The organism is Kitasatospora sp. NPDC087271, from assembly GCF_044744605.1.
Classification (GTDB): Bacteria; Actinomycetota; Actinomycetes; order Streptomycetales; family Streptomycetaceae; genus Kitasatospora.
The window spans coordinates 312,646-335,774 of sequence record NZ_JBIUYQ010000008.1 but is presented as its reverse complement, the minus strand read 5'-3'; the positions used below and the strand labels follow the sequence as shown (position 1 = coordinate 335,774).

General features: G+C 71.8%; 26 protein-coding genes. 12 read left to right on the top strand and 14 right to left on the bottom strand.

The window, feature by feature from the left end:
- Window positions 1-221: acyl-CoA dehydrogenase family protein (locus tag ACIO9K_RS17135; RefSeq protein ID WP_363624664.1), on the bottom strand; the 221-nt coding region annotated here is incomplete at its 3' end.
- A 181-nt stretch (window positions 222-402) separates the two neighbouring features.
- Between ACIO9K_RS17135 and ACIO9K_RS17130 the strand changes: the two genes are divergently transcribed.
- Complete coding sequence (locus ACIO9K_RS17130) at window positions 403-1,740, top strand: UDP-glucose/GDP-mannose dehydrogenase family protein (RefSeq protein WP_363588024.1); 1,338 nt, start codon at window positions 403-405, stop codon at window positions 1,738-1,740.
- A gap of 43 nt (window positions 1,741-1,783) precedes the next feature.
- The gene (locus ACIO9K_RS17125; RefSeq protein ID WP_400330537.1) at window positions 1,784-2,197 is read left to right on the top strand and encodes a CoA-binding protein; all 414 of its coding nucleotides are present in this window, start codon (window positions 1,784-1,786) and stop codon (window positions 2,195-2,197) included.
- Between the two features lie 2 nt (window positions 2,198-2,199).
- Here ACIO9K_RS17125 and ACIO9K_RS17120 read toward each other — a convergent pair whose 3' ends face one another.
- Genes ACIO9K_RS17120 through ACIO9K_RS17110 form a run of 3 tightly spaced genes read right to left on the bottom strand, consistent with a single transcriptional unit; the run spans window position 2,200 to window position 5,120 of the window.
- Window positions 2,200-3,414, bottom strand: a complete 1,215-nt coding sequence (locus ACIO9K_RS17120) for a dipeptidase (RefSeq protein WP_400330499.1) — start codon at window positions 3,412-3,414, stop codon at window positions 2,200-2,202.
- Between the two features lie 33 nt (window positions 3,415-3,447).
- The gene (gene purE / locus ACIO9K_RS17115; RefSeq protein WP_063349101.1) at window positions 3,448-3,984 is read right to left on the bottom strand and encodes a 5-(carboxyamino)imidazole ribonucleotide mutase; all 537 of its coding nucleotides are present in this window, start codon (window positions 3,982-3,984) and stop codon (window positions 3,448-3,450) included.
- On the bottom strand, window positions 3,981-5,120 hold the full coding sequence (locus ACIO9K_RS17110) for a 5-(carboxyamino)imidazole ribonucleotide synthase (protein ID WP_363624657.1): 1,140 nt from the start codon (window positions 5,118-5,120) through the stop codon (window positions 3,981-3,983). Before ACIO9K_RS17110 ends, purE begins: the two co-directional genes overlap by 4 nt.
- 246 nt (window positions 5,121-5,366) lie before the next feature.
- Here ACIO9K_RS17110 and ACIO9K_RS17105 point away from each other — a divergent pair, with 246 nt between their 5' ends.
- The gene (locus ACIO9K_RS17105; protein WP_363624655.1) at window positions 5,367-5,933 is read left to right on the top strand and encodes a GtrA family protein; all 567 of its coding nucleotides are present in this window, start codon (window positions 5,367-5,369) and stop codon (window positions 5,931-5,933) included.
- Window positions 5,934-5,998: 65 nt separating this feature from the next.
- On the opposite strand, the gene ACIO9K_RS17100 is transcribed toward ACIO9K_RS17105, so the two are convergent.
- Both ACIO9K_RS17100 and ACIO9K_RS17095 read right to left on the bottom strand, forming a co-directional pair.
- A complete protein-coding gene (locus tag ACIO9K_RS17100) occupies window positions 5,999-7,243 on the bottom strand; it encodes an ATP-binding protein (RefSeq protein WP_363588083.1) in 1,245 nt (414 codons plus the stop codon).
- Window positions 7,244-7,306: 63 nt separating this feature from the next.
- The gene (locus tag ACIO9K_RS17095; protein ID WP_030290974.1) at window positions 7,307-7,981 is read right to left on the bottom strand and encodes a response regulator transcription factor; all 675 of its coding nucleotides are present in this window, start codon (window positions 7,979-7,981) and stop codon (window positions 7,307-7,309) included.
- Between the two features lie 329 nt (window positions 7,982-8,310).
- Between ACIO9K_RS17095 and ACIO9K_RS17090 the strand changes: the two genes are divergently transcribed.
- From ACIO9K_RS17090 to ACIO9K_RS17080, 3 genes are all read left to right on the top strand, one after another.
- A complete protein-coding gene (locus ACIO9K_RS17090) occupies window positions 8,311-9,819 on the top strand; it encodes an oligopeptide:H+ symporter (RefSeq protein ID WP_363588034.1) in 1,509 nt (502 codons plus the stop codon).
- A gap of 109 nt (window positions 9,820-9,928) precedes the next feature.
- Entirely contained in the window at window positions 9,929-11,938 is a 2,010-nt protein-coding gene (locus ACIO9K_RS17085) for a prolyl oligopeptidase family serine peptidase (protein ID WP_400330494.1), read from the top strand.
- A 139-nt stretch (window positions 11,939-12,077) separates the two neighbouring features.
- Window positions 12,078-12,905 (top strand): hypothetical protein, encoded by an 828-nt coding sequence (locus ACIO9K_RS17080; protein WP_363588038.1) that lies wholly within the window; start codon window positions 12,078-12,080, stop codon window positions 12,903-12,905.
- Window positions 12,906-12,962: 57 nt separating this feature from the next.
- Here the strand turns inward: ACIO9K_RS17080 and ACIO9K_RS17075 are convergent, their stop codons facing one another.
- Genes ACIO9K_RS17075 through ACIO9K_RS17065 form a run of 3 tightly spaced genes read right to left on the bottom strand, consistent with a single transcriptional unit; the run spans window position 12,963 to window position 13,701 of the window.
- Window positions 12,963-13,085, bottom strand: coding sequence for a hypothetical protein (locus ACIO9K_RS17075; protein ID WP_363624651.1), 123 nt, complete (start codon window positions 13,083-13,085; stop codon window positions 12,963-12,965).
- Window positions 13,082-13,336 carry a hypothetical protein gene (locus ACIO9K_RS17070; RefSeq protein ID WP_363588041.1) on the bottom strand — a complete coding sequence of 85 codons (255 nt, stop codon included), beginning with the start codon at window positions 13,334-13,336 and terminating at the stop codon, window positions 13,082-13,084. Before ACIO9K_RS17070 ends, ACIO9K_RS17075 begins: the two co-directional genes overlap by 4 nt.
- The gene (locus tag ACIO9K_RS17065) at window positions 13,333-13,701 is read right to left on the bottom strand and encodes an ATP-binding protein (RefSeq protein ID WP_350877349.1); all 369 of its coding nucleotides are present in this window, start codon (window positions 13,699-13,701) and stop codon (window positions 13,333-13,335) included. The genes ACIO9K_RS17070 and ACIO9K_RS17065 overlap by 4 nt, the downstream gene beginning before the upstream one ends.
- Before the next feature lie 285 nt (window positions 13,702-13,986).
- Here ACIO9K_RS17065 and ACIO9K_RS17060 point away from each other — a divergent pair, with 285 nt between their 5' ends.
- Together ACIO9K_RS17060 and ACIO9K_RS17055 are read left to right on the top strand one after the other, a co-directional pair.
- The gene (locus tag ACIO9K_RS17060; RefSeq protein WP_363624649.1) at window positions 13,987-14,847 is read left to right on the top strand and encodes a helix-turn-helix transcriptional regulator; all 861 of its coding nucleotides are present in this window, start codon (window positions 13,987-13,989) and stop codon (window positions 14,845-14,847) included.
- A complete protein-coding gene (locus tag ACIO9K_RS17055; RefSeq protein ID WP_400330489.1) occupies window positions 14,840-15,040 on the top strand; it encodes a DUF397 domain-containing protein in 201 nt (66 codons plus the stop codon). Before ACIO9K_RS17060 ends, ACIO9K_RS17055 begins: the two co-directional genes overlap by 8 nt.
- Before the next feature lie 174 nt (window positions 15,041-15,214).
- On the opposite strand, the gene ACIO9K_RS17050 is transcribed toward ACIO9K_RS17055, so the two are convergent.
- Window positions 15,215-15,391: a hypothetical protein gene (locus tag ACIO9K_RS17050; RefSeq protein WP_363624645.1), complete on the bottom strand. Its 177-nt coding sequence runs from the start codon at window positions 15,389-15,391 to the stop codon at window positions 15,215-15,217.
- A 190-nt stretch (window positions 15,392-15,581) separates the two neighbouring features.
- Between ACIO9K_RS17050 and ACIO9K_RS17045 the strand changes: the two genes are divergently transcribed.
- The 3 genes from ACIO9K_RS17045 to ACIO9K_RS17035 all read left to right on the top strand — a co-directional run bounded on the left by ACIO9K_RS17045 (window position 15,582) and on the right by ACIO9K_RS17035 (window position 16,948).
- The gene (locus ACIO9K_RS17045; protein ID WP_363624643.1) at window positions 15,582-15,770 is read left to right on the top strand and encodes a transposase; all 189 of its coding nucleotides are present in this window, start codon (window positions 15,582-15,584) and stop codon (window positions 15,768-15,770) included.
- 49 nt (window positions 15,771-15,819) lie between these two features.
- Entirely contained in the window at window positions 15,820-15,987 is a 168-nt protein-coding gene (locus ACIO9K_RS17040; RefSeq protein WP_363588048.1) for a hypothetical protein, read from the top strand.
- A gap of 238 nt (window positions 15,988-16,225) precedes the next feature.
- Entirely contained in the window at window positions 16,226-16,948 is a 723-nt protein-coding gene (locus tag ACIO9K_RS17035; protein ID WP_400330484.1) for a class I SAM-dependent methyltransferase, read from the top strand.
- Between the two features lie 111 nt (window positions 16,949-17,059).
- On the opposite strand, the gene hutI is transcribed toward ACIO9K_RS17035, so the two are convergent.
- The 4 genes from hutI to hutU are packed head-to-tail and all read right to left on the bottom strand — an operon-like array spanning window position 17,060 to window position 22,505.
- Entirely contained in the window at window positions 17,060-18,235 is a 1,176-nt protein-coding gene (gene hutI / locus ACIO9K_RS17030; RefSeq protein ID WP_400330481.1) for an imidazolonepropionase, read from the bottom strand.
- A gap of 33 nt (window positions 18,236-18,268) precedes the next feature.
- Complete coding sequence (locus ACIO9K_RS17025) at window positions 18,269-19,648, bottom strand: formimidoylglutamate deiminase (RefSeq protein ID WP_363588053.1); 1,380 nt, start codon at window positions 19,646-19,648, stop codon at window positions 18,269-18,271.
- On the bottom strand, window positions 19,639-20,820 hold the full coding sequence (locus tag ACIO9K_RS17020) for an allantoate amidohydrolase (protein WP_400330534.1): 1,182 nt from the start codon (window positions 20,818-20,820) through the stop codon (window positions 19,639-19,641). Before ACIO9K_RS17020 ends, ACIO9K_RS17025 begins: the two co-directional genes overlap by 10 nt.
- 17 nt (window positions 20,821-20,837) lie before the next feature.
- Window positions 20,838-22,505 carry a urocanate hydratase gene (hutU, locus tag ACIO9K_RS17015; protein WP_363588055.1) on the bottom strand — a complete coding sequence of 556 codons (1,668 nt, stop codon included), beginning with the start codon at window positions 22,503-22,505 and terminating at the stop codon, window positions 20,838-20,840.
- A 437-nt stretch (window positions 22,506-22,942) separates the two neighbouring features.
- Between hutU and ACIO9K_RS17010 the strand changes: the two genes are divergently transcribed.
- Window positions 22,943-23,128, top strand: a complete 186-nt coding sequence (locus ACIO9K_RS17010; RefSeq protein ID WP_363624637.1) for a hypothetical protein — start codon at window positions 22,943-22,945, stop codon at window positions 23,126-23,128.
- Window position 23,129: the final 1 nt, after the last annotated feature.

Genomic DNA, 23,129 nt, shown 5'->3' with positions numbered 1-23,129 from the left:
GCCCCCGCACCACCGAACTCCTCCGGCACGTGCACCGCATGCAGGTCACTCCCCCGCAACGCGTCCAACGCCTCCTGCGGGAACCGCCCCTGCTCGTCCACCTCCGCCGCGAACGGAGCGATCTTCGCCTCGGCCAGCGAACGCACCGCCTCACGGAGCATCTCGTGCTCCTCGGAGATACGGAAGAGATCGAAGTCAGCCGCCCCTGCGCTGCCCGCCATGATGCCCGCCTCGTCCAGTGATCGAAGTCAATCCGGGGTTAACTACCGTTCAGTAGAGATCCTAGGGCTCCGACCTGCGGCTGCCTAGCGTCCCCGGCGCACAGGCGATCGAGGCCGGATCCGTCGGGGCGGATAGCATCAGAGGCACCCGTACAGGTCGAGTCCGCACAAAGGGGAACCCGTGACCCTCCGCATCTCCGTGATCGGCACCGGCTACCTCGGTGCCACGCACGCGGCCGCGATGGCCGAGTTCGGCTTCGAGGTGCTGGGTCTGGACATCGACCCCGACAAGATCGCCACGCTGACCGCCGGCCGCGTCCCGATGTACGAGCCGGGGCTGTCCGAGCTGCTGCTCAAGCACGTCGCCGGGCACGAGGGTTCGACCGGCCGGCTGCGCTTCACCAGCTCCGTCCAGGAGGCCGCGGAGTTCGGCGACGTGCACTTCGTCTGCGTCAACACCCCGCAGCGCAAGGGCGAGTTCGCCGCCGACATGTCGTACGTCGACACCGCGATCGACGGCCTCGCCCCGTACCTGACCCGCCCGGTCCTGGTGGTCGGCAAGTCCACCGTGCCGGTCGGCTCGGCGAGCCGGCTCGCCGAGCGGCTGGCCGCGCTGGCACCCGTCGGCGCGGGCGCCGAACTCGCCTGGAACCCGGAGTTCCTGCGCGAGGGCTTCGCCGTCCAGGACACCCTGCGCCCGGACCGGATCGTCGTCGGCGCCCACAGCGAGCGCGCCGAGCAGCTGCTGCGCGAGGTGTACGCCGAGCCGATCGCGGCCGGGGTGCCGTTCCTGGTCACCGACTACGCGACCGCCGAGCTGGTGAAGGCCGCCGCCAACTCCTTCCTGGCCACCAAGATCTCCTTCATCAACGCGATGGCCGAGGTCTGCGAGGCGGCCGGAGCCGACGTCACGCTGCTCTCCACCGCGCTCGGGCACGACGAACGGATCGGCCGCAAGTTCCTCAACTCCGGCCTGGGCTTCGGCGGCGGCTGCCTGCCCAAGGACATCCGGGCGTTCATGGCCCGGGCCGGCGAACTCGGCGCCGACCAGGCGCTGACCTTCCTGCGCGAGGTCGACTCGATCAACATGCGCCGCCGCTCCCGGATGGTGGAGCTGGCCCGCGAGCAGTGCGGCGGCGGCTTCCTGGGCCGCCGGGTGGCCGTCCTCGGCGCCGCGTTCAAGCCCAACTCGGACGACATCCGGGACTCCCCCGCGCTCAACGTCGCCGCCCAGATCCAGCTCCAGGGCGCCCAGGTCACCGTCTACGACCCGAAGGCCGTCGACAACGCCCGCAAGATGTTCCCCTCGCTCGCCTACGCCGACTCGGCCCTGGAGGCCGCCGAGGGCGCCCACGTCGTCCTGCACCTCACCGAGTGGGCCGAGTTCCGCGAGCTGGACCCGGCCGACCTCGGCGCCGTGGTCGCCGAGCGCCGCCTCCTCGACGGCCGCAACGTCCTGGACGCCGACGCCTGGCGCGCCGCCGGCTGGACCTACCGCGCCCTCGGCCGCCCCAGCTGACGCCTGCGGGAATCCGGCGCCCGTGGTCGTCGTTGGCACCGGCATGACGAGCTACGGCGACGACGCGACGGTTCGCGAGATCCTCACCGGCACCGGCGACACCTGGGCGGTGGTCGGCCTGTCCGACAACACCGCCCGGGCCGCCTACGGGGTGGCCGGGGTGCTCCAGCGGTACGGCAAGCGCGTCGTGCCCGTGCATCCGAAGGCCGAGACGGTCCTCGGCGAGCAGGGCTACGCCTCGCTCGCCGAGATCCCGTTCCCGGTCGACGTGGTGGACGTGTTCGTGAACAGCGCGCTGGCCGGGGAAGTGGCCGACCAGGCGGTGGCGGCCGGGGCGAAGGCGGTCTGGTTCCAGCTCGGGGTGGTGGACGAGGCCGCGTACGCGCGGACCAGGACGGCCGGGCTCGCCATGGTGATGGACAGGTGCCCGGCCATCGAGATCCCGCGGCTGGGCTGACCTCAGCCCTTCGCGCCGTCCAGTTGGGCGATGGTGGCGATGGACGGGCGGCGGCTGGCCCGCAGCCCGGCGGCGACGGACTCGGCGTCGCGCAGGACGCGGACGGCGTTGTGCCAGGTGAGCTTGGCGAGGTCGGCCTCGGACCAGTTCCGGCGCAGGAGTTCGGCGATCAGGTTGGGGTAGCCGGCCACCGAGTCGAGGCCGTCGGGCAGGAAGGCGGTGCCGTCGAAGTCGCCGCCGATGCCGATGTGGTCGATGCCGGCGACCTCGCGCAGGTGATCGAGGTGGTCGGCGACGGTGGCCGGGGTGGCGATCGGGCGCGGGTTGGCGGCCTCGAAGGCGCGCTGGCGCTCCATCGCGGGCGGGGTGGTGTCGAGCGGGTGGAAGCCGTGGGTGCGCATGTTCTCGTCGGCGGCGAGGGTCCACTCGATGGCGGCGGGCAGGATGAACTTGGGCACGAAGGTGGCCATCGCCACGCCGCCGTTGGCGGGCAGCTGGGCGAGCACGTCGTCCGGGATGTTGCGCGGGTGGTCGCAGACGGCGCGGGCCGAGGAGTGCGAGAAGACGACCGGCGCCTCGGTGACCCGCAGGGCGTCGCGCATGGTGTCGGCGGAGACGTGCGAGAGGTCGACGAGCATGCCGAGCCGGTTCATCTCCCGGACGACCTCCTCGCCGAACCGGGTCAGCCCGCCGGCCGCCGGCTTGTCGGTGGCGGAGTCGGCCCACGGCACGTTGTCGTTGTGGGTGAGCGTCAGGTAGCGCACGCCGAGCTCGTGGAGAGCACGCAGGGTGGCGAGCGAGCAGTCGATGGAGTGGCCGCCCTCGGCGCCCATCAGGGAGGCGATCCGGCCTTCGGCGCGGGCGGCCTCCATGTCGTCGGCGGTGCGGGCGAGCCGGAGCCGGTCGGGGTAGCGCTCGACCAGGGCGTGGACGAAGTCGATCTGTTCCAGGGTGGCGCTCACCGCGTGGTCGCCGGCCAGCCGGGTCGGCACGTAGACGGACCAGAACTGCGCGCCGACCCCGCCCTCCGCGAGGCGGGCGAGGTCGGTGTGCAGGCGGTCGCTCTGGTCGGCGGCGAGGTCGACCGCGCCGAGGTCGTACCCGGCCTGCTCGCGCATCGCCCACGGGAGGTCGTTGTGGCCGTCGACCACGGGGGCGGTGCGCAGCAGGGCCCGGGCGCGGTCCAGCGGGGTGGGGGAGTCCGGATCGGTAGTCATACCGGCTGTTCTACCCCACCCCCACCACCGGGGTTACTTGCCGAAGCCGAAGGAGGAGGATCCGGCCACCTTGGCGCGGAGCTTCTTGCCCTTCTCGGTGGCCTGGTTGTTCAGCTCGGCCTGGAAGTCGGTCATCCGCTCGGTCAGTTCGGGGTCGAACGCGGCCAGCATCCGCACGGCGAGCAGGCCGGCGTTGCGCGCGCCGGCCACCGAGACGGTCGCGACCGGGACGCCGGCCGGCATCTGGACGATGGACAGCAGGCTGTCCATGCCGTCCAGGTAGCGCAGCGGCACCGGCACGCCGATGACGGGCAGCGGGGTGACGGAGGCGAGCATGCCCGGCAGGTGGGCGGCGCCGCCGGCGCCGGCGATGATGGCCTTGAGGCCGCGCCGGTGGGCGTTCTCGCCGTACGCGACCATCTCGCGGGGCATCCGGTGCGCCGAGACGACGTCGACCTCGTAGGGGATCTCGAACTCGTCGAGGGCCTGGGCGGCGGCCTCCATGACGGGCCAGTCGGAGTCCGAGCCCATGACGATGCCGACGAGCGGGCTCGAAGGGGAGGAGGTCATTCGGTGATCGTTCCTCGCAGGTAGGCGGCCGCGTGGCGGGCGCGCTCGCGGACGTCGTCGAGGTCGTCCCCGAAGACGTTGACGTGGCCGACCTTGCGGCCGGGCTTCACGTCCTTCCCATACATGTGGATCCGCAGGCCGGGGTCGCGGGCCATGCAGTGCAGGAAGGCGTGGTACATGTCCGGGTAGTCGCCGCCGAGGACGTTGACCATGACGGTCCACTTGGCGCGCGGCCGGGGGTCGCCGAGCGGGAGATCGAGGACGGCCCGCAGGTGGTTCTCGAACTGCGAGGTGACGGCGCCGTCCTGGGTCCAGTGCCCGGAGTTGTGGGGGCGCATGGCGAGCTCGTTGACGAGGATCCGGCCGTCCCTGGTCTGGAACAGTTCGACGGCGAGGTGGCCGGTGATGCCGAGGTCGCCGGCGATGCGCAGGGCCAGCTGCTGGGCCTCGTCGGAGAGGGCCGGGTCGAGGTCGGGCGCGGGGGCGGTGACCTCGGCGCAGACGCCGTTCTCCTGGACGCTCTCCACCACCGGGTAGGCGACGGCCTGGCCGCTGGGCGAGCGGACGACGTTGGCGGCGAGCTCGCGGACGAAGTCGACCTTCTCCTCGGCGAGCACCGGGACGCCGGCCAGGAACGGCGCCTGCGCGTCCTCCTCGCCGTCGACGACCCAGACGCCCTTGCCGTCGTAGCCGCCGCGGACGGTCTTCAGCACGACCGGGTAGCCGGAGCCCTCGGCGGCGAAGGCGGTGACGTCGGCCGGGTCGGCGACGATCCGGTGCCGGGGGCAGGGCACGCCGATGGCGTCGAGCTTGGCCCGCATGACGCCCTTGTCCTGGGCGTTGACCAGCGCGTCCGGGCCGGGCCGGACGGCGATGCCGTCGGCTTCCAGGGCCCGCAGGTGCTCGGTGGGGACGTGCTCGTGGTCGAAGGTGATCACGTCGCAGCCGGCCGCGAAGCGGCGCAGCGTGTCGAGGTCTCGGTAGTCGCCGAGGACGACGTCGGAGACCACCTGTGCGGCGGAGTCCTGGGGCGTGTCGGCGAGGAGTTTGAACCTGACCCCGAGCGGGATGCCCGCCTGGTGTGCCATGCGGGCCAACTGCCCGCCGCCGATCATGCCCACCACTGGAAAATTCACATTGCCCGGGGAAGTCACCCCGCCAGGATATCCGGGCCGGTCGGGGGCGGTGGAACCGCTGGGGTGGGCTGGACGTCCCAGTCAACCCGGAGCCCTGGGGGCTGAGCCGTTCGGTGGAAGCGGGTAGCCTGGACGGCTAGGTCCTGGTCTGCGCAGTCCGATCATGTGCGTGCACGCAGGGCTCAAGGGGTGGACGCGTCCACGCGATCCGCTCTTCGACCCGCAGGCACATGGAGGCAGCCCGGTATGGCGACGACCGCAGCTTCGAGCCCTTCGCTCTCGCAGAAACTGCGGGGGCTGTCAGGCGAAGTGGTGAAGTTCGGCCTGGTCGGCCTGAGCGGCGTGGTGGTCAACTTCGCCGTGTTCTGGGTGTGCCTCAACGGGCTGGGCCTGGCCTCGCTGCGGTCCAACATCGCGGCGACGCTGATCGCCATCGCCACCAACTACCTGGGCTACCGCTACTGGCTGTACCGGGACCGCGACGCCGCCTCGCGCAAGCGGGAGATCACGCTGTTCCTGGTGTACAGCGGCATCGGCATGCTGATCGAGACCGGAGTGCTCGGCTTCTCGGTGTACGTGCTCGGCCTCGACTCGCACTACGAGCAGCTGGGCGCCAAGGTGGCCGGCCTCGCGGTGGCCACCGTGTTCCGCTTCTTCTCGTACCGGACCTGGGTGTTCAAGGCACTGCCCGAGCCGGTCGCGCAGGAAGCGAGCGGCACCGGCGGCACCACCGGCACCAGCGGCCAGGAGCTGGCCGCCCAGGCCGAACTGATGCTGGCCGCCGAGCAGATCCGCTACGCCAAGGCCGAGTAGCCGACTGGCCGTCCGCTCTGGACGGCCGTACCCCCGACCGCACCCCCGGCCGCACCCGCCCCGGCTCAGTCCGCGTGGCTGCGGCCGAGGAAGAGCGCGAACACCGCGGGCTTCAGCGAGAGCAGTTCGAGCCGCCCGCCGTCCGCCTCCGCGAGGTCGCGGGCGACGGCCAGGCCGATGCCGGTGGAGTTGCGGCCGCTGACGGCGCGCTCGAACACCCGGTTCCCGAGGTCCGGCGGCACGCCGGCGCCCTGGTCCTGCACCTCGACCACCACCGAGGTGCCGGAGGGCCGGACCCGCAGGGTGATCGTCCCGGCGCCGTGCATCAGCGAGTTCTCGATCAGGGTGGCCAGCACCTGGGCGACGGTGCCCGGGGTGCCGACGGCGGTGACCCCGTGCAGGCCCTCCAGGGACAGCACCCGGCCGGTCTCGCGCAGCGACGGGCCCCACTCCTCGACCTGCTGCTTGATCACCTCGTCCAGGTCGAAGGCCACCGCGGTGGGGCTGCGCGGGTCGCGCTGGGTGGTGAGCAGCCGCTGGACGACGTCGGTGAGCCGTTCGACCTGCTGGAGGGCGATGGTCGCCTCCTCCTTGACGGTCTCCGGCTCCTCGGCGAGGGCGGTGATCTCCTCCAGCCGCATGGAGAGCGCGGTGAGCGGGGTGCGCAGCTGGTGCGAGGCGTCGGCGGCGAGCCGGCGTTCGGCGGTGAGCATCCGGGCGATCCGCTCGGCGCTGGTGTCCAGCACCTCGGCGACCCGGTCGAGTTCGGGCACCCCGTAGCGGCGGTCGCGGGGGCGCGGGTCGCCGGAGCCGAGCCGTTCGGCGGTCTCGGCCAGGTCGGTGAGCGGCCGGGCGAGCCGTTTGGCCTGCCAGACGGCGAGCGCCACGGCGGCCTGGACGGCCAGCAGGGCGACCACGCCGAGCAGCAGCAGCATGTTGGCGATCTCGTGGTCGACGTCCGCGCGGGACTGCTCGACGGTGACGACCTCGCCGCTGTTGCCGCGTTCGACGGCCTTCAGCAGGTGGCCGCCGGCCAGGCGTTCGCCGCTGGAGACGACGTCCTGGCCGGGGATCTGCACCTCGACGTAGCTGCCCTCGGTGACCTGGTTGTCGAAGGCCCGGCCGGTGACCGGCTCGCCCGCGGAGAGCCGGTTCTCGACCAGGGCGAGCACCCGGACGGCGGACGCGTCCACCCGGTCCTGGGCCGAGTTGACGATGGTGCGCTTCTCGACCAGGGCGAGCGGCACGCAGAACACCACGACCACCACCAGGACGACGCCCAGCAGCGAGTTGATCATCCGGCGTTTCACGCTGCCGCTCCCCGAGGTGCTCCGCTTCATCGGCCGACTCCCGGCCGCGTTCTCCGTACGGGGCTAATTCTTCTCGAACCGGAACCCCACTCCGCGCACGGTGGCGATGTAGCGCGGGTTCGCCGCGTCGTCACCGAGCTTCTTGCGGAGCCAGGAGATGTGCATGTCCAGGGTCTTGGTGGAGGTCCACCAGGTGGTGTCCCAGACCTGCCGCATGATCTCCTCGCGGGTGACCACCCGGCCGGCGTCCCGGACGAGGACGCGCAGCAGCTCGAACTCCTTGGCGGAGAGGGTGAGCTCCTCCTCGCCGAGCCAGGCGCGGTGGGACTCGATGTCGATCTTCACCCCGTGCGCGCCGGTGGTGAGCTGGTCGACGTTGCCGCGCCGGAGCAGGGCGCGGACGCGGGCGAGCAGTTCGGCCAGGCGGAAGGGCTTGGTCACGTAGTCGTCGGCACCGGCGTCGAGGCCGACCACGGTGTCCACCTCGTCCGCGCGGGCGGTGAGCACCAGGACGGGGCAGCTCTTGCCGTCGGCGCGCAGGCGACGGCAGACCTCCAGGCCGTCCATCTCGGGCAGGCCGAGGTCGAGGACGACGAGGTCGACCTCCTCGGTCAGGCCCGCGGCCAGTGCGGTCGGACCGTCCTCGCGGACGAGCACCTCATAGCCCTCACGTCGCAGGGCTCGGGCGAGCGGTTCGGAGATCGCCGGATCGTCCTCGGCGAGCAGCACACAGGTCATGTGGTGATGGTAGTCCGCCCGGGTATGGCGGACTGCCTTGTGAGGTAGTTCACAGAGCGTGATCGTTACACAAGAGTCCCTCCAGGCTCAACACGCCGTCGCAGACCGGCCGTTCGGCGAAGAATCCGGCCTTCAATCTTGAAATTGAAGGGAAATTTGCCCGTCTACCATGGATAGATCGGGCAGATCTGTCACGGACTTTGCCATTCCCATACCTGATTCGTGGCTTTTGTCATCTGATAACGCTAAATATCGCCACGTAGAGTGGTTCCGTCCACGTCCGCCGCCACCCCCCTTGGCGGACGCTGTCAGGCAAGGAACCCCTACTCATGGCGTCTACCACCCTGGAAGCCGGCCTCACCCCGGCCTCGCCCAGCGGCAAGACCTTCCTCGGTCACCCCCGAGGGCTCGCCACGCTCTTCCTGAGCGAGATGTGGGAGCGCTTCAGCTACTACGGCATGCGCGCCCTGCTGGTGCTCTACATGACCGCCTCCGTCACGGACGGCGGCCTCGGCATGAAGCTGGCGACCGCCGGCGCCGTGTACAGCGTCTACACGGCCATGGTCTACCTGCTGGCCCTCCCGGGCGGCTGGATCGCCGACCGCTTCCTCGGCGCCCGCAAGACGGTCGCCATCGGCGGCACGATCATCATGCTCGGCCACTTCCTGCTGGCCGTGCCGTTCACCGGCGCGTTCTTCGCCGGTCTGGTCTGCATCGCGGTGGGCTCGGGCCTGCTCAAGGCCAACATCTCCACGATGGTCGGCCACCTCTACGACGGCCCGAACGACCCGCGCCGCGACGGCGGCTTCACGATCTTCTACATGGGCGTCAACCTCGGCGCGTTCTTCGCCCCGCTGGTGGTCGGCACCGTCGGCCAGAAGGTCGACTGGCACCTGGGCTTCGCCCTGGCCGGCATCGGCATGGCGCTCGGCCTGCTCCAGTTCCTGCTGGGCACCCGCCACCTGAGCCCCACCAGCGACATCGTGACCTCGCCCATCGGCGCGGACGAGAAGCGCAAGATCTTCCGCAAGGCCGGCATCTGGCTGGCCGCGGCGGTCGTCTTCTACGGCATCGTCGTCTCCACCGGCCACTTCACCATCGACTGGGCCGTCTGGCCGCTGTCCATCGCCGGCCTGGCGATCCCCTTCTTCGTGTTCGCCAAGGTGAAGCGCGACAAGGACCTCAGCGCCGACGAGCAGTCCAAGATGAGCGGCTACATCTGGTTCTTCGTCGCCGCCGCCGTGTTCTGGATGATCTACGACCAGTCCGGCTCGACGCTGAACGTCTTCGCCAAGGACCACACCGCCTCGACGCTGTTCGGGATCAACTTCCCGTCCAGCTGGTTCCAGTCGCTCAACCCGCTGTACATCATGGCGCTGGCCCCGGTCTTCGCCTGGCTCTGGGTCGCCCTGGCCCGCCGGTCGAAGAACCCCAGCACCACCATGAAGTTCGCCTTCGGTCTGCTGATGATCGGCGCCTCCTTCATGGTCATGATGCTGGCGATGGCCGCCGCCACCGGCGACACCAAGGTCACCCCGCTGTGGCTGGCCATGGTCTACCTGGTCCAGACCGTCGGCGAGCTCGCCCTCTCCCCCGTCGGCCTGTCCGTGACCACCAAGCTGGCGCCCGCCAAGTACGCCAGCCAGATGGTCGGCGTCTGGTTCCTCGCAGTCACCGCCGGTGACTGCGTGGCCGCCATCTTCCAGCTGGTGCTGGGCGACAAGGTGGTCGGCAGCAGCTGGTACTTCGCGGTCCAGGGCGGCATGGCGATCGTCGCCGGCCTCGCGCTGGCGATGTACCGCAAGCGGGTCGTCACGCTCATGGGCGACGTCCACTGACGCTCACGCCCGCCCGCTCCGGGGCCGCCGCGGATTCCTGAGATCCGCGGCGGCCCCGGCCGTTTTTCCCCTCGACAGCGCCGCGCCGGCCGTGCCTATGGTGCCCGGCATGACGACCGACCCGTTACCGCGCCAGCTCGCCCGCACCCGGTGCTTCACCCTGGGCGCCCCCGCCCACCCGGGCATCACCGCCGACGGCGCCGCCGTCCTGTTCCTGCGCAGCCGCGGCGGCACCGACCCGCTCGCCTGCCTCTGGGCGCTCGACACCGCCACCGGCCGGGAACGGCTGGTCGCCGACCCGGCCGCGCTGGGCGCCTCCGGCGGCATCGTCGCGTACAGCACCGACGCCACCGGTCGGCTCGCCGCCTTCGCGCTGGACGGCACGCTGTGGCTGGCCGACACCGCCTCGGGTTCGCTCCGCCCGCTCGCCTCCGCCGAGCAGCCGGTGGATCCCCGCCTCGACCCGACCGGCCGCCGGATCGCCTACGTCAGCGGCGGCGTCCTGCGGGTGGCCGGTGCGGACGGTACGGGCGACCGGGCGCTGGCCGAGCCGGAGGCCGAGGACGTCGGCTACGGCCTCGCCGAGCACGTCGCCTCCGAGGAGATGCACCGCACCCGCGGCCACTGGTGGTCCCCCGACGGCACCGCCCTGCTGGTCGCCCGGGTCGACAACCGGACGGTCACCCGCTGGTTCCTCGCCGACCCCACCGACCCGGGGCAGCCGCCGCGCGTCATCCGCTACCCGCTGGCCGGCACCGCCAACGCCGAGGTCACGCTCTGGCTGCTCGGCCTCGACGGCGGCCGTACGGAGGTCCACTGGGACCGCGCCTCCTTCGAGTACCTGACCGCCGCCGGGTGGGACGACCACGGGCCGTACGCCGCCGTGCAGAGCCGCGACCAGCGCACCGTCCGTACGTTGGCGATCGGGGCGGACGGGGACACCCGGGTGCTCGCCGAGCGGACCGACCCGCGGTGGGTCGAACTGCTCCCGGGACTGCCGGTGCGGACGGCGGGCGGGGCGCTGGTCGACACCGCCGACCTCGGCGACACCCGGCACCTGACCGTGGACGGCGAACCGGTCACCCCGGAGGCGATGCAGTTGCGGGCCGTCGTCGGGGTGGAGGGCGAGCGGGTGCTGTTCACCGCCTCCGACGAACCCACCGAGACCCACCTGTGGACGTACGAACCGGGCTCCGGCGTACAAAGGCTGAGCAGCGGGCCCGGCGTACACGGCGGCGTCGAGCGCGGCGGCACGCTGGTCCTCACCACCGACGGCCGCGCCACCGTTCTGCGGGAGGGCCGCCCGCCGCTGCCGCTCACCTCGTACACCGAAGCGCCCGTCGTCACCGCCCGCCCCGAGCTGCTCCGCCTCGGCCCGCGCGAACTGCGCGCCAACCTCTTCCTGCCCACCGGCCACCATCCCGACGGCACCCCGCTGCCCGTCCTGCTCGACCCGTACGGCGGGCCCGCGATGCAGAAGGCCACCACCGGCGGCGCCTGGCACGAGCAGGTGTCCCAGTGGTTCGCCGACCAGGGCTTCGCGGTGCTGGTGGTGGACGGCCGCGGCACTCCGGGGCGCGGGCCGCACTGGGAGAAGACGGTCTACGGCGACAAGGCCGGGCCCGCCCTGGAGGACCAGATCGAGGGCCTGTGGGAGACGGCCCGGCTGCGGCCGGGAGTGCTCGACCTCGACCGGGTCGGCATCCGCGGCTGGTCCTACGGCGGCTACCTCGCCGCGCTCGCCGTGTTGCGGCGCCCGGACGTCTTCCACGCCGCGTCGGCCGGAGCGGCCCCCACCGACTGGCGGCTCTACGACACCCACTGGCAGGAGCGCTTCCTCGGCCACCCCGACGAGCACCCCGAGCACTACGACAGCGGCTCACTGATCGCCGAGGCGCCGAAGCTGAGCCGCCCGCTGCTCCTGATCCAGGGCCTCGTGGACGACAACGTGCACCCCGCCCACGCCCTGCGGCTGTCCAGTGCCCTGCTCGCCGCCGGCCGCCCGCACGAGGTCCTGCCGTTGCGTGGCACCGGCCACCGGCCGACCGACGAGGCCGTGGTGGAGCACCTGCTCCGGCACGAACTGGATTTCTTGCGGCGGTCGTTGGGCGTGGGCTGAGCGGCGCCCGTACGACCCGACGCCGCAGCCTGGTCCCCGCCGCATAGAGACCGCCTGACCGCGCAGGAAAGCCGATCTGCCCGTGGACCGGGCCTTGGGGAGCGGATCCGACCCCGCCTGGCATCGCTACCGTTGCCCGATGACGGATCTGCGCCGGGTACCGGTGGACGAGGTGCTGGGACGTGTCGAGACGGCCTTGGGGACGCGGCTCGACAGGGCTGCGGTGGTCCGCAAACGCCGATCCGTGGGAGCAGGCACGGCGCGTGGCACGTGGGTACGCATCGAGCGGCGGGGGCTCGACCGGATCGGCGCCCAGGGCGGGGACGGCACCCCCTCCGCCGAGGCCCTGCACGGTATCGCGAAGCCCGCGTGGCTGGCCGGCCTCGCCTGGCGGGACGAGGCCGAGCCGGTGATGTGGCGGGCCGACGAGACCGAACTGCTGCCATCCACCCCAGCGGGGTCCGCAGTCGTGGCCGAGGAGCCCCGGCTGCCGCCCGGATGGTGGTCGGAGTTGAACGCCTCTCTCGATGCGCTCGCCGGCCAGCGGACGAATCGGATCGCCACGCCGGACACGGAGACCATCACCCAGGAGCTGGTGGCTCAGACGATCCGTCAGGTGTTCCCGGACGTCGATGCCACGGTGAGCGGGTGGTGTCCGGCGCACGCGGACCTGAACTGGGCGAACGTGACAGCGCCCGAGTTCTGCCTCTTCGACTGGGAGGACTGGGGCATGGCCCCACGTGGTCTGGACGCTGCCACCCTGTGGGCGGCGTCGCTTGCCGTACCGGCGCTGGCCGATCGCGTTCGCGTCGAGCGGAGCGGCGACTTCGCGAGCCGGGACGGCAAGCTGATGACCTTGTTCGTCGCGGCGAAGATCCTCGGGCCGTACGCGCATCCCGAGGACCCGCGCCTTGAGGGCGCCCGCGTGTTGGCGGAGCAGGTGGCGAAGGAGCTTCAGGCGGACTGACTCAGAGCGGGCAACCGCGCGACCCTCGCCCTGGGTGGGCGAGGGCCTTCGCGTGTTTCAGCGCTGCTCGTCGCGCTCCTCGGGGCGGGGCATCTTGAGGGTCGCGAGGACGCCGAGGGCTACGGTGGCGATCGCGAGGGCGAGGAGGGCGAGGAGGACCGCGACGATGAAGAGCTTCACTGGCGCCACCCCTCGTCGTCATCGTCCAGGTCGCGGAGCAGGTGGAGGAGGTTGAGCAGAGTGCTGACCGGCGCATTCCCGAAGTCGATCAGGATGCGGCCGTCGAGGGTCGTTTCGCCGGGCGAGGCGGATCCCCAGAGGAGCCCGTGCGGCAGGCCGCGCCTGTGCAACTCGCCCAGGAGGTCCATGATGTGGGGCTTGGTGTAGTCGCGCATCCGGGAGTCCTCCGGAACGACGGGGTCGCGGGTCACGCGAGGGAGTCCAGCTCCAGCTCGTACCAGATGGTTTTGCCACGCTTCTGCGGGTCGACGCCCCAGCGGCGGGTGAGCCCGGCGACGAGCTGGAGGCCCCGGCCGGACTCGGCGAAATCGGCGGGGGTTCGCTGCCGGGGGAGGGCGTCGCTCTCGTCGGAGACGGTGACCCGGAGGGTGCGGCCGAGGACGGAGAACCAGACGACGGGCGCGGGGGTGTCGCCGTGCCGCCAGGCGTTGACGATGAGCTCGCAGAGGGCGAGTTCGGCGTTGAAGATGGCGTCGGCGTCCCAGCCGCTGCGGGTCATGGCGTCCCGCAGGGCCTGCCGGGAGAGGGTGAGCGAGGGGGTGTTACGGGTGCACACGGGAACCTCCGTGAGGCTGTGGTGTGGGGAGAGGTGGTGACGGTCGTCGCCGTGAGCCAGGCCGGGGCGGCGGCTGCTCTTCGGCGTGCGGGCAGCAGGCGCCTACTGCCGTGCATGCAGGCATTACTGACGATCCGTCGGATCAAGCCAGAAACGACAGTAGCGCATCCGCTCTTTAATTAAAGCCAAACGGGAGAAGGTTCCTCCTCACGAGGGAAGAAGTCCGGATGGATCCACAGGCGCCCGGCGCGGCACACTGGCCTCTGCACCGGCAGAGAGGACGCCATGCCCCTTCGAGTCCCCACCCTCCGTCAGCGACGACTCGGCGCCGAACTGCGAAGGATGAGAGAGCAAGTCGGCTTCGGCGGCAGCCACCTCGCCCGTCTACTCGGCGTGACTCCCGCCCTGGTGAGTCAGATGGAGATCGGGAAATCAGCCGTCACCGTGGCGCGTCTGCACGAGATCGCAGAGGCCTGCATGTGCGCCAATGCGCCCTTGGTCGAAGCGCTTGCCGACATGGCCAGGGAGCGAGACTCGGCCTGGTGGGACGAGTATCGAGCGGCACTCGCGGCCGCCCCGATCGATGTGGCAGAAATCGAAGGTCACGCGAAGAGACTCAAGAGCTTCACCATTGGCATCATCCCGGGACTACTTCAGACGAACTCGTATGCGACTGCGGTGTTCGCGAGCGGTTTCACCCCTCTCCCGGATCGCGAGATCGGCCGCCGAGTGAACTTCCGCCTACGGAGACAACAGATCATCCGGTCCGGCGAAACGCCTTACATGGCGCTCATCCACGAGGCGGCGTTGCGCATCCAGTACGGCGGGCCTGTGGTGCTCAGAGACCAGCTCGATGCACTCGTCAGCGACTCCCATCTTCCCGGCGTCTCACTGCGAGTCGTGCCCTTTGCTACGGCCGACTTCCCCGGCCCCAGTGAGAATCTGATCTATGCGGAGGGACCAGTGCCCGAGCTGGACACGGTCCAGGCTGACTCGTCGCACGGGTCCCACATCTTCGACTCGCCCGCCCAACTGGCGGGCTACCGCGCAATCTTTGAGCGCATCGAAGCTGTCGCGCTCCCGGAACGCGAGTCGCGAGATCTTATTCGCTCGATCACGAAGGAAATGAACGGCAAGTATGAATAGCACCGAGTGGCAGAAGTCCAGCTTCAGTGAAGCGGCCAACAACTGCGTCGAGATACGTGCGCTTGACGGGCTGGTCGAACTCCGGGAGTCCGATGAGGGCGACGTCATCGTCCGCACCACCCGCCTCAAGCTCGCCGACTTCCTCCGGGGCGCCAAGGCCGGCGAGTTCGACCACCTCACCACCGTCCCCTGAACGAATCGTTCCGGCGGCCTCTTGCTCCCCGCAAGAGGCCGCCGGCAGGGAGAATGCGGCCAAGTCGGCAGAGCTGGGTTCCACCTGCGGCCAGAGGATGCACTCTTGACCGTTGCCGCCGGACGCCGCTGATCGATTTCGCCACCAGCGTCCACCCCGCAGGGGCCGTCATCCCTATGCGACGCCTGTGCGCGCCGCAAGCTCCCGCACGCCGGGCACCGTGACCGGCGCGTACAGCAGGTCCGCTGTGAGCGCCCGCAGAGCAGGCCGGCGCACCTCCTCCGGGGCGACCTGCTCGGTGAACCGCAGCAACGTGAACGTCTTGCGGTGGGCGCCGAGGCGGTGCCACATGCGCGCACAGTCCGTGCCGTACCGAGCCCGGCGCTCAGCGGTCGGCAGCTGGCCTGGCGCGATCCGCGCCGCATACGGCACGCCCTCGTCGGGGTGCCCAGCGCCGTGTGTACACCGATCCAGTACAGGTCCGCCCGGGCGCTGGTGGCGTCGACCGTGAACAGCGGGGAGCCATCCTGAGGGAGACGTCATGAGCAGCGTCCTGCTCGACAAGCCCGTCACCGAGACTGAACCCGCCACCGCCCCGACGCCCAGTACCCTGCTGGAGCGGGCCGACGAGCCGAGTGCCCGCGCCTGCCCGGTCTGCGGATCGAGCGCCACCTACCAGACCATGGACGGCCGATGGGGCTGCACCGCGTGCGGCTCCACCTGGGCCTGACCCCGGGGAGGATCCGATGGCGGACTGCACGCAGTGCTCTGCTCCCGCAGTGATCGAGGATCTCGACGTACACCCGCCACAGCCCTGGTGCCTCGGATGCGCGACCACCCTCGTACGAGCCGGCGATCCGGTCATCAACTACCGCTCGCTCAACGGTGAGTGCGACTACGAGCGTGTCTTGGCCGGTGGCAGCACCCAGGTCCTGCGCTTCGGCTGACAGGTCGAGTACAAGGACGACGGCACCGTGCTGCGCACCGCCCAGCTCATCGCAGCGGACGGTTGGGACGTGGACCTGCCGCTGTGGGCGGATGCCGCCAAGTGCAGCCCCTGCCACCCCGGCAACGACTCGCACTGACGGGATAGTTGCGGTGGCCCCAGGCTCAGTCCGGGGCCACCGCGACCCGGAAGGGTGGAGTTCACCCGAACCCCTGCGCCAGCGCACACCGGGCGCGAGGATGACCCGGGTGACGACCACCCCCTCTCGTACCCAAGCTGTCGCGCCGGACCTCTGGCACCACTACGGCCGCGCCCGCGCCGACACGGAGCGGACCGTCCCCGGCGCCTTCCACTGGGTCTGGGCCCAGGACGGCGGGCCAGGAGTCGAGGTGCTGGGGGACTTCACCGGCCTCGTCGTGGCCGACCTCGGCGCGGGCGCCGCCCGTCATGCCGCCCACCTCGTCACCCACTACGCTCCTGCTCGGGTCGATGCCGTCGATGCCTCCCCCGCGCAGCACGCGATGGCCTGCGACCTCTACGGCCACCTCGCACCGCACCTGCGCACGGTACGCGCCGACGCGACCGCGCATCTGGAGGAGCATCCAGACGAGTACGACGTGCTCTACTCCGTGTTCGGCAGCCTCGACTTCGCCGACCCCCGCCGACTGCTTCCGGCCGCTGCCCGCGCCCTTCGACCCGGCGGACTGCTGGCCGCCTCCACTCTGGGCCACTACCTCGGTGGTGCCCCCGCTGAACCGGACGTCCAGCACGCCGACGTTCCGGCCCGTACCCCGGACGGCGCCCCGGCAACCATGCGCCGCTGGGTTCTCCAGGAGACCGTCTGGACGAAGCTGTTGGACGAGGCGGGGTTCACGAAGATCAGTGTCGACCGGCTCTCTCCCACCGTACCGAGTGCACGCGCTGCAGACACCCTGCTTGTCCGCGCCTACCGTCAGCCCTGACGACCTTGGGATAAATCGGCATCGCGGCATGCTGGCCGTTCCGGCTGCCGGATCACTTCACGTCGCCCCGTCGAGCCGCGGCTCGACGGGGCGACGTGAAGTGATCCGGACTCAGACCTCCCGGACGCCCGCGCGCCAGACCGCCGCCGTCAGTGGCACGCCCGGGCGGTAGGCCAGGTGGACGTGCGAGGGCGCGTCCAGCAGCAGCAGGTCCGCCCGGGAGCCGACCGCGACCGTCCCGACGTCGCCGCGACGCAGCGCGTGCGCACCGCCCGCTGTCGCCGCCCACACCGCCTCGTCCGGGGTCATGCCCATCTCCCGGACCGCGACCGCGATGCAGAACGCCATCGAACTGGTGAAGCTGGAGCCCGGGTTGCAGTCGGTGGAGAGTGCCACCACGGCCCCCGCGTCGAGCAGCCGCCGCCCGCTCGGGTACTCGGCCCGGGTGGAGAACTCCGCACCCGGCAGCAGCGTCGCGACCGTCGCCGACCCCGCCAGCGCCGCCACGTCCTCGTCCGTCAGGTGGGTGCAGTGGTCCGCCGAAGCGGCCCCCAGCTCCACCGCGAGCTGCACGCCGGGCCCGTACGTGAGCTGGTTGGCGTGCACCCGGGGGGTGAGGCCGCGGGCGATGCCCGCCGTCAGGACCGCCCGCGCCTGGTCGCCGTCGAAGGCGCCCTGCTCGCAGAACACGTCCACCCAGCGGGCGTGCGGGGCGCAGGCGTCCAGCATCTCGCCGGTGACCAGGTCGACGTACCCGGCCGGGTCCTCGGCGTACTCGGGGGCCACCACGTGCGCACCCAGGTACGTCGTCTCCGGCGTGTGCTGGGCCGCGATCCGCAGCGCCCGCGCCTCGTCCTCGACCGTCAGCCCGTAGCCGGACTTGCACTCGATCGTGGTGGTGCCCTGCCGCAGCGCCTCCCGGACGAACCCGGCCAGGTTGGCCTCCAGTTCGGCGTCACTCGCCGCCCGGGTGGCCGCCACCGTGGTGCGGATGCCGCCCGCCGAATACGCCTGCCCGGACATCCGGGCGTTGAACTCGGCCGTACGGTCGCCCGCGAACACCAGGTGGGCGTGCGAGTCGACGAAGCCGGGCAGCAGCGCCCGCCCCTCGGCGTCGAAGCGCTCGTCCGCGGCCGGGGCCTGCGCCGCCGGGCCGACCCAGGCGACGGTGCCGCCGTCCAGCACCACGGCCGCGTCGGTGAGCAGGCCGAGCGGCCCGGTGCCGTGCCCGGGGTCGTTGGTGACCAGGCTGCCGATGCCCGTGATCAAGGTGGTCCTGCTGCTCAAGACGAAGCCTTCCGGGGGAAGTTGGAGAACGACTCAGTGGTCCAGGGCGCCGATCGAGTCCCGCAGCGCGCCCGGCACGTCCGCGACGAGCTGGTGCACGCCGTCCCGGACGATCTGCCGGCCGCCGACCACGACGTGCCGCACGTCGGCCGCCGAGGCCGCGAAGACGGCGGTCTCGGCGCCGAGCCGGGGCGGCGGGCCCGCGGTGCGCACCGAGTCCAGGGCGATCACCGTGAAGTCGGCGAGCGCGCCGGCCTCGACCCGCCCGGCCTCCGGCCAGCCGAGCGAGGCGTGCCCGTCCTCGGTGCCGGCCCGCAGCAGGAGGTTGGCCGTCCAGTGCCCGCGGGTGCGGGTGCGCAGCCGCTCGTTCAGCTCCAGGGCGCGGGCCTCCTCGAACGGGTCGATGACGGCGTGGCTGTCGCTGCCCAGGGTGACCGGGCAGCCCGCCGAGGCGAGCCGGCGGGCCGGGCCGATGCCGTCCGCGAGGTCCCGCTCGGTGGTGGGGCACATGCAGATGGTGGTGGAGGTGTCGGTGAGGAGCCGGACGTCCTCGTCGGTGAGGTGGGTGGCGTGCACGGCCGAGGTGCGCGGGCCGAGCACGCCGTGGTCGGCGAGCAGCCGGGTCGGGGTGACGCCGTGCGCGGCGAGGCAGGCGTCGTTCTCGGCGGTCTGCTCGGACAGGTGGACGTGCAGCGGCGCCTCGCGCACCGCCGCCCACTGCGCGACGGTGCCCAGTTGCTCGGCCGGGACGGCCCGCACCGAGTGGACGGCGGCGCCGATCCGGGCGTGCTCGCGGGGCTTGAGCGCGTCCGCCCGCACCGCCCAGGCCTCGGCGTCGCCGTCGCTGAACCGCTGCTGCGGCCTGGTCGGCTCGGCGCCGAAGCCGGCGGACAGGTAGCAGGTGTCGAGCAGGGTGATCCGGATGCCGGCCCGGGCGGCGGCCTCGATCAGCGCCTCGCCCATCGCGTTGGGGTCGTCGTAGCGGGCGCCGCCGGGGGCGTGGTGCAGGTAGTGGAACTCGCCGACGGCGGTGACCCCGGCCAGCGCCATCTCGGCGTAGACGGCGGTGGCGAGCGCCAGGTAGCGGTCCGGGTCGAGCGCCCCGGCGAACCGGTACATGGTGTCGCGCCAGGTCCAGAAGGTGCCGGAGCCGACCTGGACGTGGCCGCGCAGCGCCCGGTGGAAGGCGTGCGAGTGGGCGTTCGCCTGGCCGGGCAGCAGCAGCCCGTCGAGGCGGACGGCCCCGGGCGGGCAGGGCCCGCTGTCCGGGGTCACCGCGGTGATCCGGCCGCCGGGGCCGACGGTGATCAGCACGTCCGGCTCGACCACCGGCCCGTTGTCGTACGGCAGCCAGGCGTGCTGCGCCCAGTACGCCACCGGCTCGGTCCCCGAGGTCAATGGGCTCAGCGACACGCCAGGTCCTCCAGTACGTCGGCGAGGGCGGCGACCCCGGCCAGGCAGTCGGCCTCCTCGGCGTGCTCGGCCGGGGAGTGCGACACCCCGCTGGGGTTGCGCACGAACAGCATGGCGGTCGGGACGGCCGACGCCAGGATCCCGGCGTCGTGTCCGGCGCCGGTGGGCAGCACCGGGGCGTCCAGCAGCTTGGCGAGCCGGTCGCGCAGCGGGCCGTCGAAGTCCACCACCGGGGTGTAGGACTCGCGGGTCAGCTCGACCCGGACGCCGTCGCGCCCGCCGCGCTCGGCGGCGGCCTGCTCGATCTCCTCGACCAGCGCGGTGAGCGTCGCCTCGTCGGCGGCCCGGGAGTCCAGCCAGCCGCATACCAGCGAGGCGATCGCGTTGGTGCCGTTGGGCTCGACCGCGACCTTGCCGAAGGTGGCCAGCGCGCCCGCCTGCCGGGCCTTCTTGCGGGCCGCGAGCACGGTGTTGGCGTACGTCAGCATCGGGTCGCGGCGGTCCTCGATCCGGGTGGTGCCGGCGTGGTTGGCCTCGCCGTGGAAGTCGAACCGCCAGCGGCCGTGCGGCCAGATCGCGCTGGCCACGCCGACCGGCCGGTCCTCGGCGAGGAGGCGGCCCTGCTCGACGTGGAGTTCGACGAAGGCGCCGATCCGGGCCAGCCGGTCGTCGTCCGCGCCGATCGCGTCCGGGTCGTAGCCGGCCCGCTCCATCGCGTCGGGCAGCCGGACGCCGTCGGCGTCGCGCAGCTCGTACGCGGCCTCGCGGGAGAGCACGCCGGCGGACAGGCGGGAGCCGATGCAGGCCACGCCGAACCGGGCGCCCTCCTCGTCGCCGAAGTTGGTGATCGCCAACGGACGGGTGAACTCGGCCCCGCGTGCGCGGAGTTCGTCCAGGGCCGCGAAGGAGGAGACCACGCCGAGCGGGCCGTCGAAGGCGCCGCCGTCCGGGACGGAGTCCAGGTGCGAGCCGGTGACGACCGCCCCGCCCGCGTTCGGATCGCCCAGCCAGGCCCACTGGTTGCCGTTGCGGTCCAGCTCGTAGGCGAGACCGCGGTCACGGGCCTGCTGCTCGAACCAGGCCCGGCACTCGGCGTCGGCGGAGTTCCAGGCGAAGCGGCGGTAGCCGCCGGAGGCGGCGGAGCGGCCCACGGGGAGCAGCTCCGCCCACATCTCTTCGAACGAGGACGTCACAGCTCACCCATCGGGACGCGGACCCCGCGCTCGGCGGCGACCTCGGTGGCCCGGTCGTAGCCGGCGTCCACGTGCCGGATCACGCCCATGCCCGGGTCGTTGGTGAGCACCCGGCGGATCTTCTCGCCGGCCAGCGCGGTGCCGTCGGCGACGGTGACCTGGCCGGCGTGGATCGAGCGGCCGATGCCGACGCCGCCGCCGTGGTGGATGGAGACCCAGGACGCGCCGGAGGCCACGTTGACCATGGCGTTGAGCAGCGGCCAGTCGGCGATCGCGTCCGAGCCGTCCAGCATCGCCTCGGTCTCCCGGTACGGGGAGGCGACCGAGCCGCAGTCGAGGTGGTCGCGGCCGATCACGATCGGCGCGGACAGCTCGCCGGAGGCGACCATGTCGTTGAAGCGCTCGCCGGCCTTGTCGCGCTCGCCGTAGCCGAGCCAGCAGATCCGCGCGGGCAGGCCCTGGAAGTGCACCTTCTCCTGGGCCATCTTGATCCAGCGGTGCAGCGACTCGTTCTCCGGGAAGAGGTCGAGGACGGCCTTGTCGGTCTTGTGGATGTCCTGCGGGTCGCCGGACAGCGCCGCCCAGCGGAACGGGCCCTTGCCCTCGCAGAACAGCGGCCGGATGTACGCGGGGACGAATCCGGGGAAGGCGAACGCGCGGTCGTAACCGGCCAGTTGGGCCTCACCGCGGATCGAGTTGCCGTAGTCGAAGACCTCGGCGCCCGCGTCCTGGAAGCCGACCATCGCCTCGACGTGCCGGGCCATCGACTCGCGGGCCCGCTGGGTGAACTCGGCGGGCTTGGCCGCCGCGTAGTCCGCCATGTCGTCGAAGGCGACGCCCACCGGCAGGTAGGCGAGCGGGTCGTGGGCGCTGGTCTGGTCGGTGACGATGTCGATGGGCGCGTCCATCGCGAGCAGCTGCGGGACCAGCTCGGCGGCGTTGCCCAGCACGCCGATGGACAGCGGCTGCCGCTTGTCGCGGGCGGCGGTGGCCAGCTCCAGCGCGTGCCCGAGGTCCTTGGCCTCGACGTCCAGGTAGCGGTGCTCGATCCGGCGGGCGATCCGGGACGGGTCGCAGTCGATGCAGATCGCCACGCCACCGTTCATGGTGACGGCCAGCGGCTGGGCGCCGCCCATCCCGCCGAGGCCGGCGGTGAGGGTGATGGTGCCTTCCAGCGTCCCGTTGAACCGCTTGTTGGCGACGGCCGAGAAGGTCTCGTAGGTGCCTTGCAGGATGCCCTGGGTGCCGATGTAGATCCACGAGCCGGCGGTCATCTGCCCGTACATGGTGAGCCCGAGGCTCTCCAGCCGGCGGAACTCCTCCCAGTTGGCCCAGTCGCCGACCAGGTTGGAGTTGGCGATCAGCACCCGCGGCGCCCACTCGTGGGTCTGCATGACGCCGACCGGCCGCCCGGACTGGACCAGCATGGTCTCGTCCTGCTTCAGCCCCTCCAGCGTCCTCACCATGGCGTCGAACGAGCGCCAGTCCCGCGCCGCCTTGCCCGTCCCGCCGTACACGACCAGCTTCGACGGGTGCTCGGCGACCTCCGGGTCGAGGTTGTTCATCAGCATCCGCAGGGCCGCCTCCTGCTGCCACCCCTGCGCCGTCAGCCCCGTCCCCCGCGCCGCCCTGACCTCACGCGGCCCGCTCGCCTGCTGCACCATGTCCTGGCCTCCCTGCGGATGGATTCATTCAGATTCAGCTCGGCTGAATATATCCAAACAATCACCTCCCGACCAGACCCCGAACCCATCCGATCAGCGCCCGCGCCGGTACGCCCGCCAGCCGTACCCTGAGGCCGGAAACACCAGCCACTCGGGTCAGCAGAGGACGCCATGGCGACCATCCCCCTACTCCCCGGCAAGCTCCGCCACGCAGCAGAAGCGATCGAGCAGAGCACCGGACTGCGGGTCGAGATCATCGGAGGCACCCTGCTGCTGCCTCCGCCCCGCCGGGGCAAGCACGCCGGCACCGTGCGGCAGCTGCGCGAACGGATCGGATCACGACTGCCCGGCCTCGGGGCCTACGAGGCGGCATCCATCGCCTTTCCAGGCGACGAGGACGACCACGCGACGCCCGACCTGGTCGTCCTACCCGCGCGGTGGGAGAACCAGCATTCCTCGCGGTCGACCCCCGCAAGGGTGTCTGGACGCTTCGCACCCACCCCCGCGACGGCGAGTACCAGGGCGTGCTGCACGGCAGGTACGGCGAGCCCGTCCCGCTGCCCGCACCGCTGCCCGCCGAACTGGACACCTCCGCACTGCCGCCGTACGCACCCCGCGCCTGAG

What these genes read in the sequence shown, in the direction of transcription:
- purE (WP_063349101.1), bottom strand. Translation starts at nt 3,984, where the DNA reads ATGACCTCCTCCCCTTCGAGCCCGCTCGTCGGCATCGTCATGGGCTCG.
- ACIO9K_RS17095 (WP_030290974.1), bottom strand. Translation starts at nt 7,981, where the DNA reads ATGACCTGTGTGCTGCTCGCCGAGGACGATCCGGCGATCTCCGAACCG.
- ACIO9K_RS17125 (WP_400330537.1), top strand. Translation starts at nt 1,784, where the DNA reads ATGACGAGCTACGGCGACGACGCGACGGTTCGCGAGATCCTCACCGGC.
- ACIO9K_RS17020 (WP_400330534.1), bottom strand. Translation starts at nt 20,820, where the DNA reads ATGTGGGCGGAGCTGCTCCCCGTGGGCCGCTCCGCCGCCTCCGGCGGC.
- ACIO9K_RS17035 (WP_400330484.1), top strand. Translation starts at nt 16,226, where the DNA reads ATGACCCGGGTGACGACCACCCCCTCTCGTACCCAAGCTGTCGCGCCG.
- ACIO9K_RS17055 (WP_400330489.1), top strand. Translation starts at nt 14,840, where the DNA reads ATGAATAGCACCGAGTGGCAGAAGTCCAGCTTCAGTGAAGCGGCCAAC.
- ACIO9K_RS17090 (WP_363588034.1), top strand. Translation starts at nt 8,311, where the DNA reads ATGGCGTCTACCACCCTGGAAGCCGGCCTCACCCCGGCCTCGCCCAGC.
- ACIO9K_RS17080 (WP_363588038.1), top strand. Translation starts at nt 12,078, where the DNA reads ATGACGGATCTGCGCCGGGTACCGGTGGACGAGGTGCTGGGACGTGTC.
- ACIO9K_RS17045 (WP_363624643.1), top strand. Translation starts at nt 15,582, where the DNA reads ATGAGCAGCGTCCTGCTCGACAAGCCCGTCACCGAGACTGAACCCGCC.
- ACIO9K_RS17120 (WP_400330499.1), bottom strand. Translation starts at nt 3,414, where the DNA reads ATGACTACCGATCCGGACTCCCCCACCCCGCTGGACCGCGCCCGGGCC.
- ACIO9K_RS17085 (WP_400330494.1), top strand. Translation starts at nt 9,929, where the DNA reads ATGACGACCGACCCGTTACCGCGCCAGCTCGCCCGCACCCGGTGCTTC.
- ACIO9K_RS17050 (WP_363624645.1), bottom strand. Translation starts at nt 15,391, where the DNA reads ATGTGGCACCGCCTCGGCGCCCACCGCAAGACGTTCACGTTGCTGCGG.
- ACIO9K_RS17060 (WP_363624649.1), top strand. Translation starts at nt 13,987, where the DNA reads ATGCCCCTTCGAGTCCCCACCCTCCGTCAGCGACGACTCGGCGCCGAA.
- hutU (WP_363588055.1), bottom strand. Translation starts at nt 22,505, where the DNA reads ATGGTGCAGCAGGCGAGCGGGCCGCGTGAGGTCAGGGCGGCGCGGGGG.
- ACIO9K_RS17105 (WP_363624655.1), top strand. Translation starts at nt 5,367, where the DNA reads ATGGCGACGACCGCAGCTTCGAGCCCTTCGCTCTCGCAGAAACTGCGG.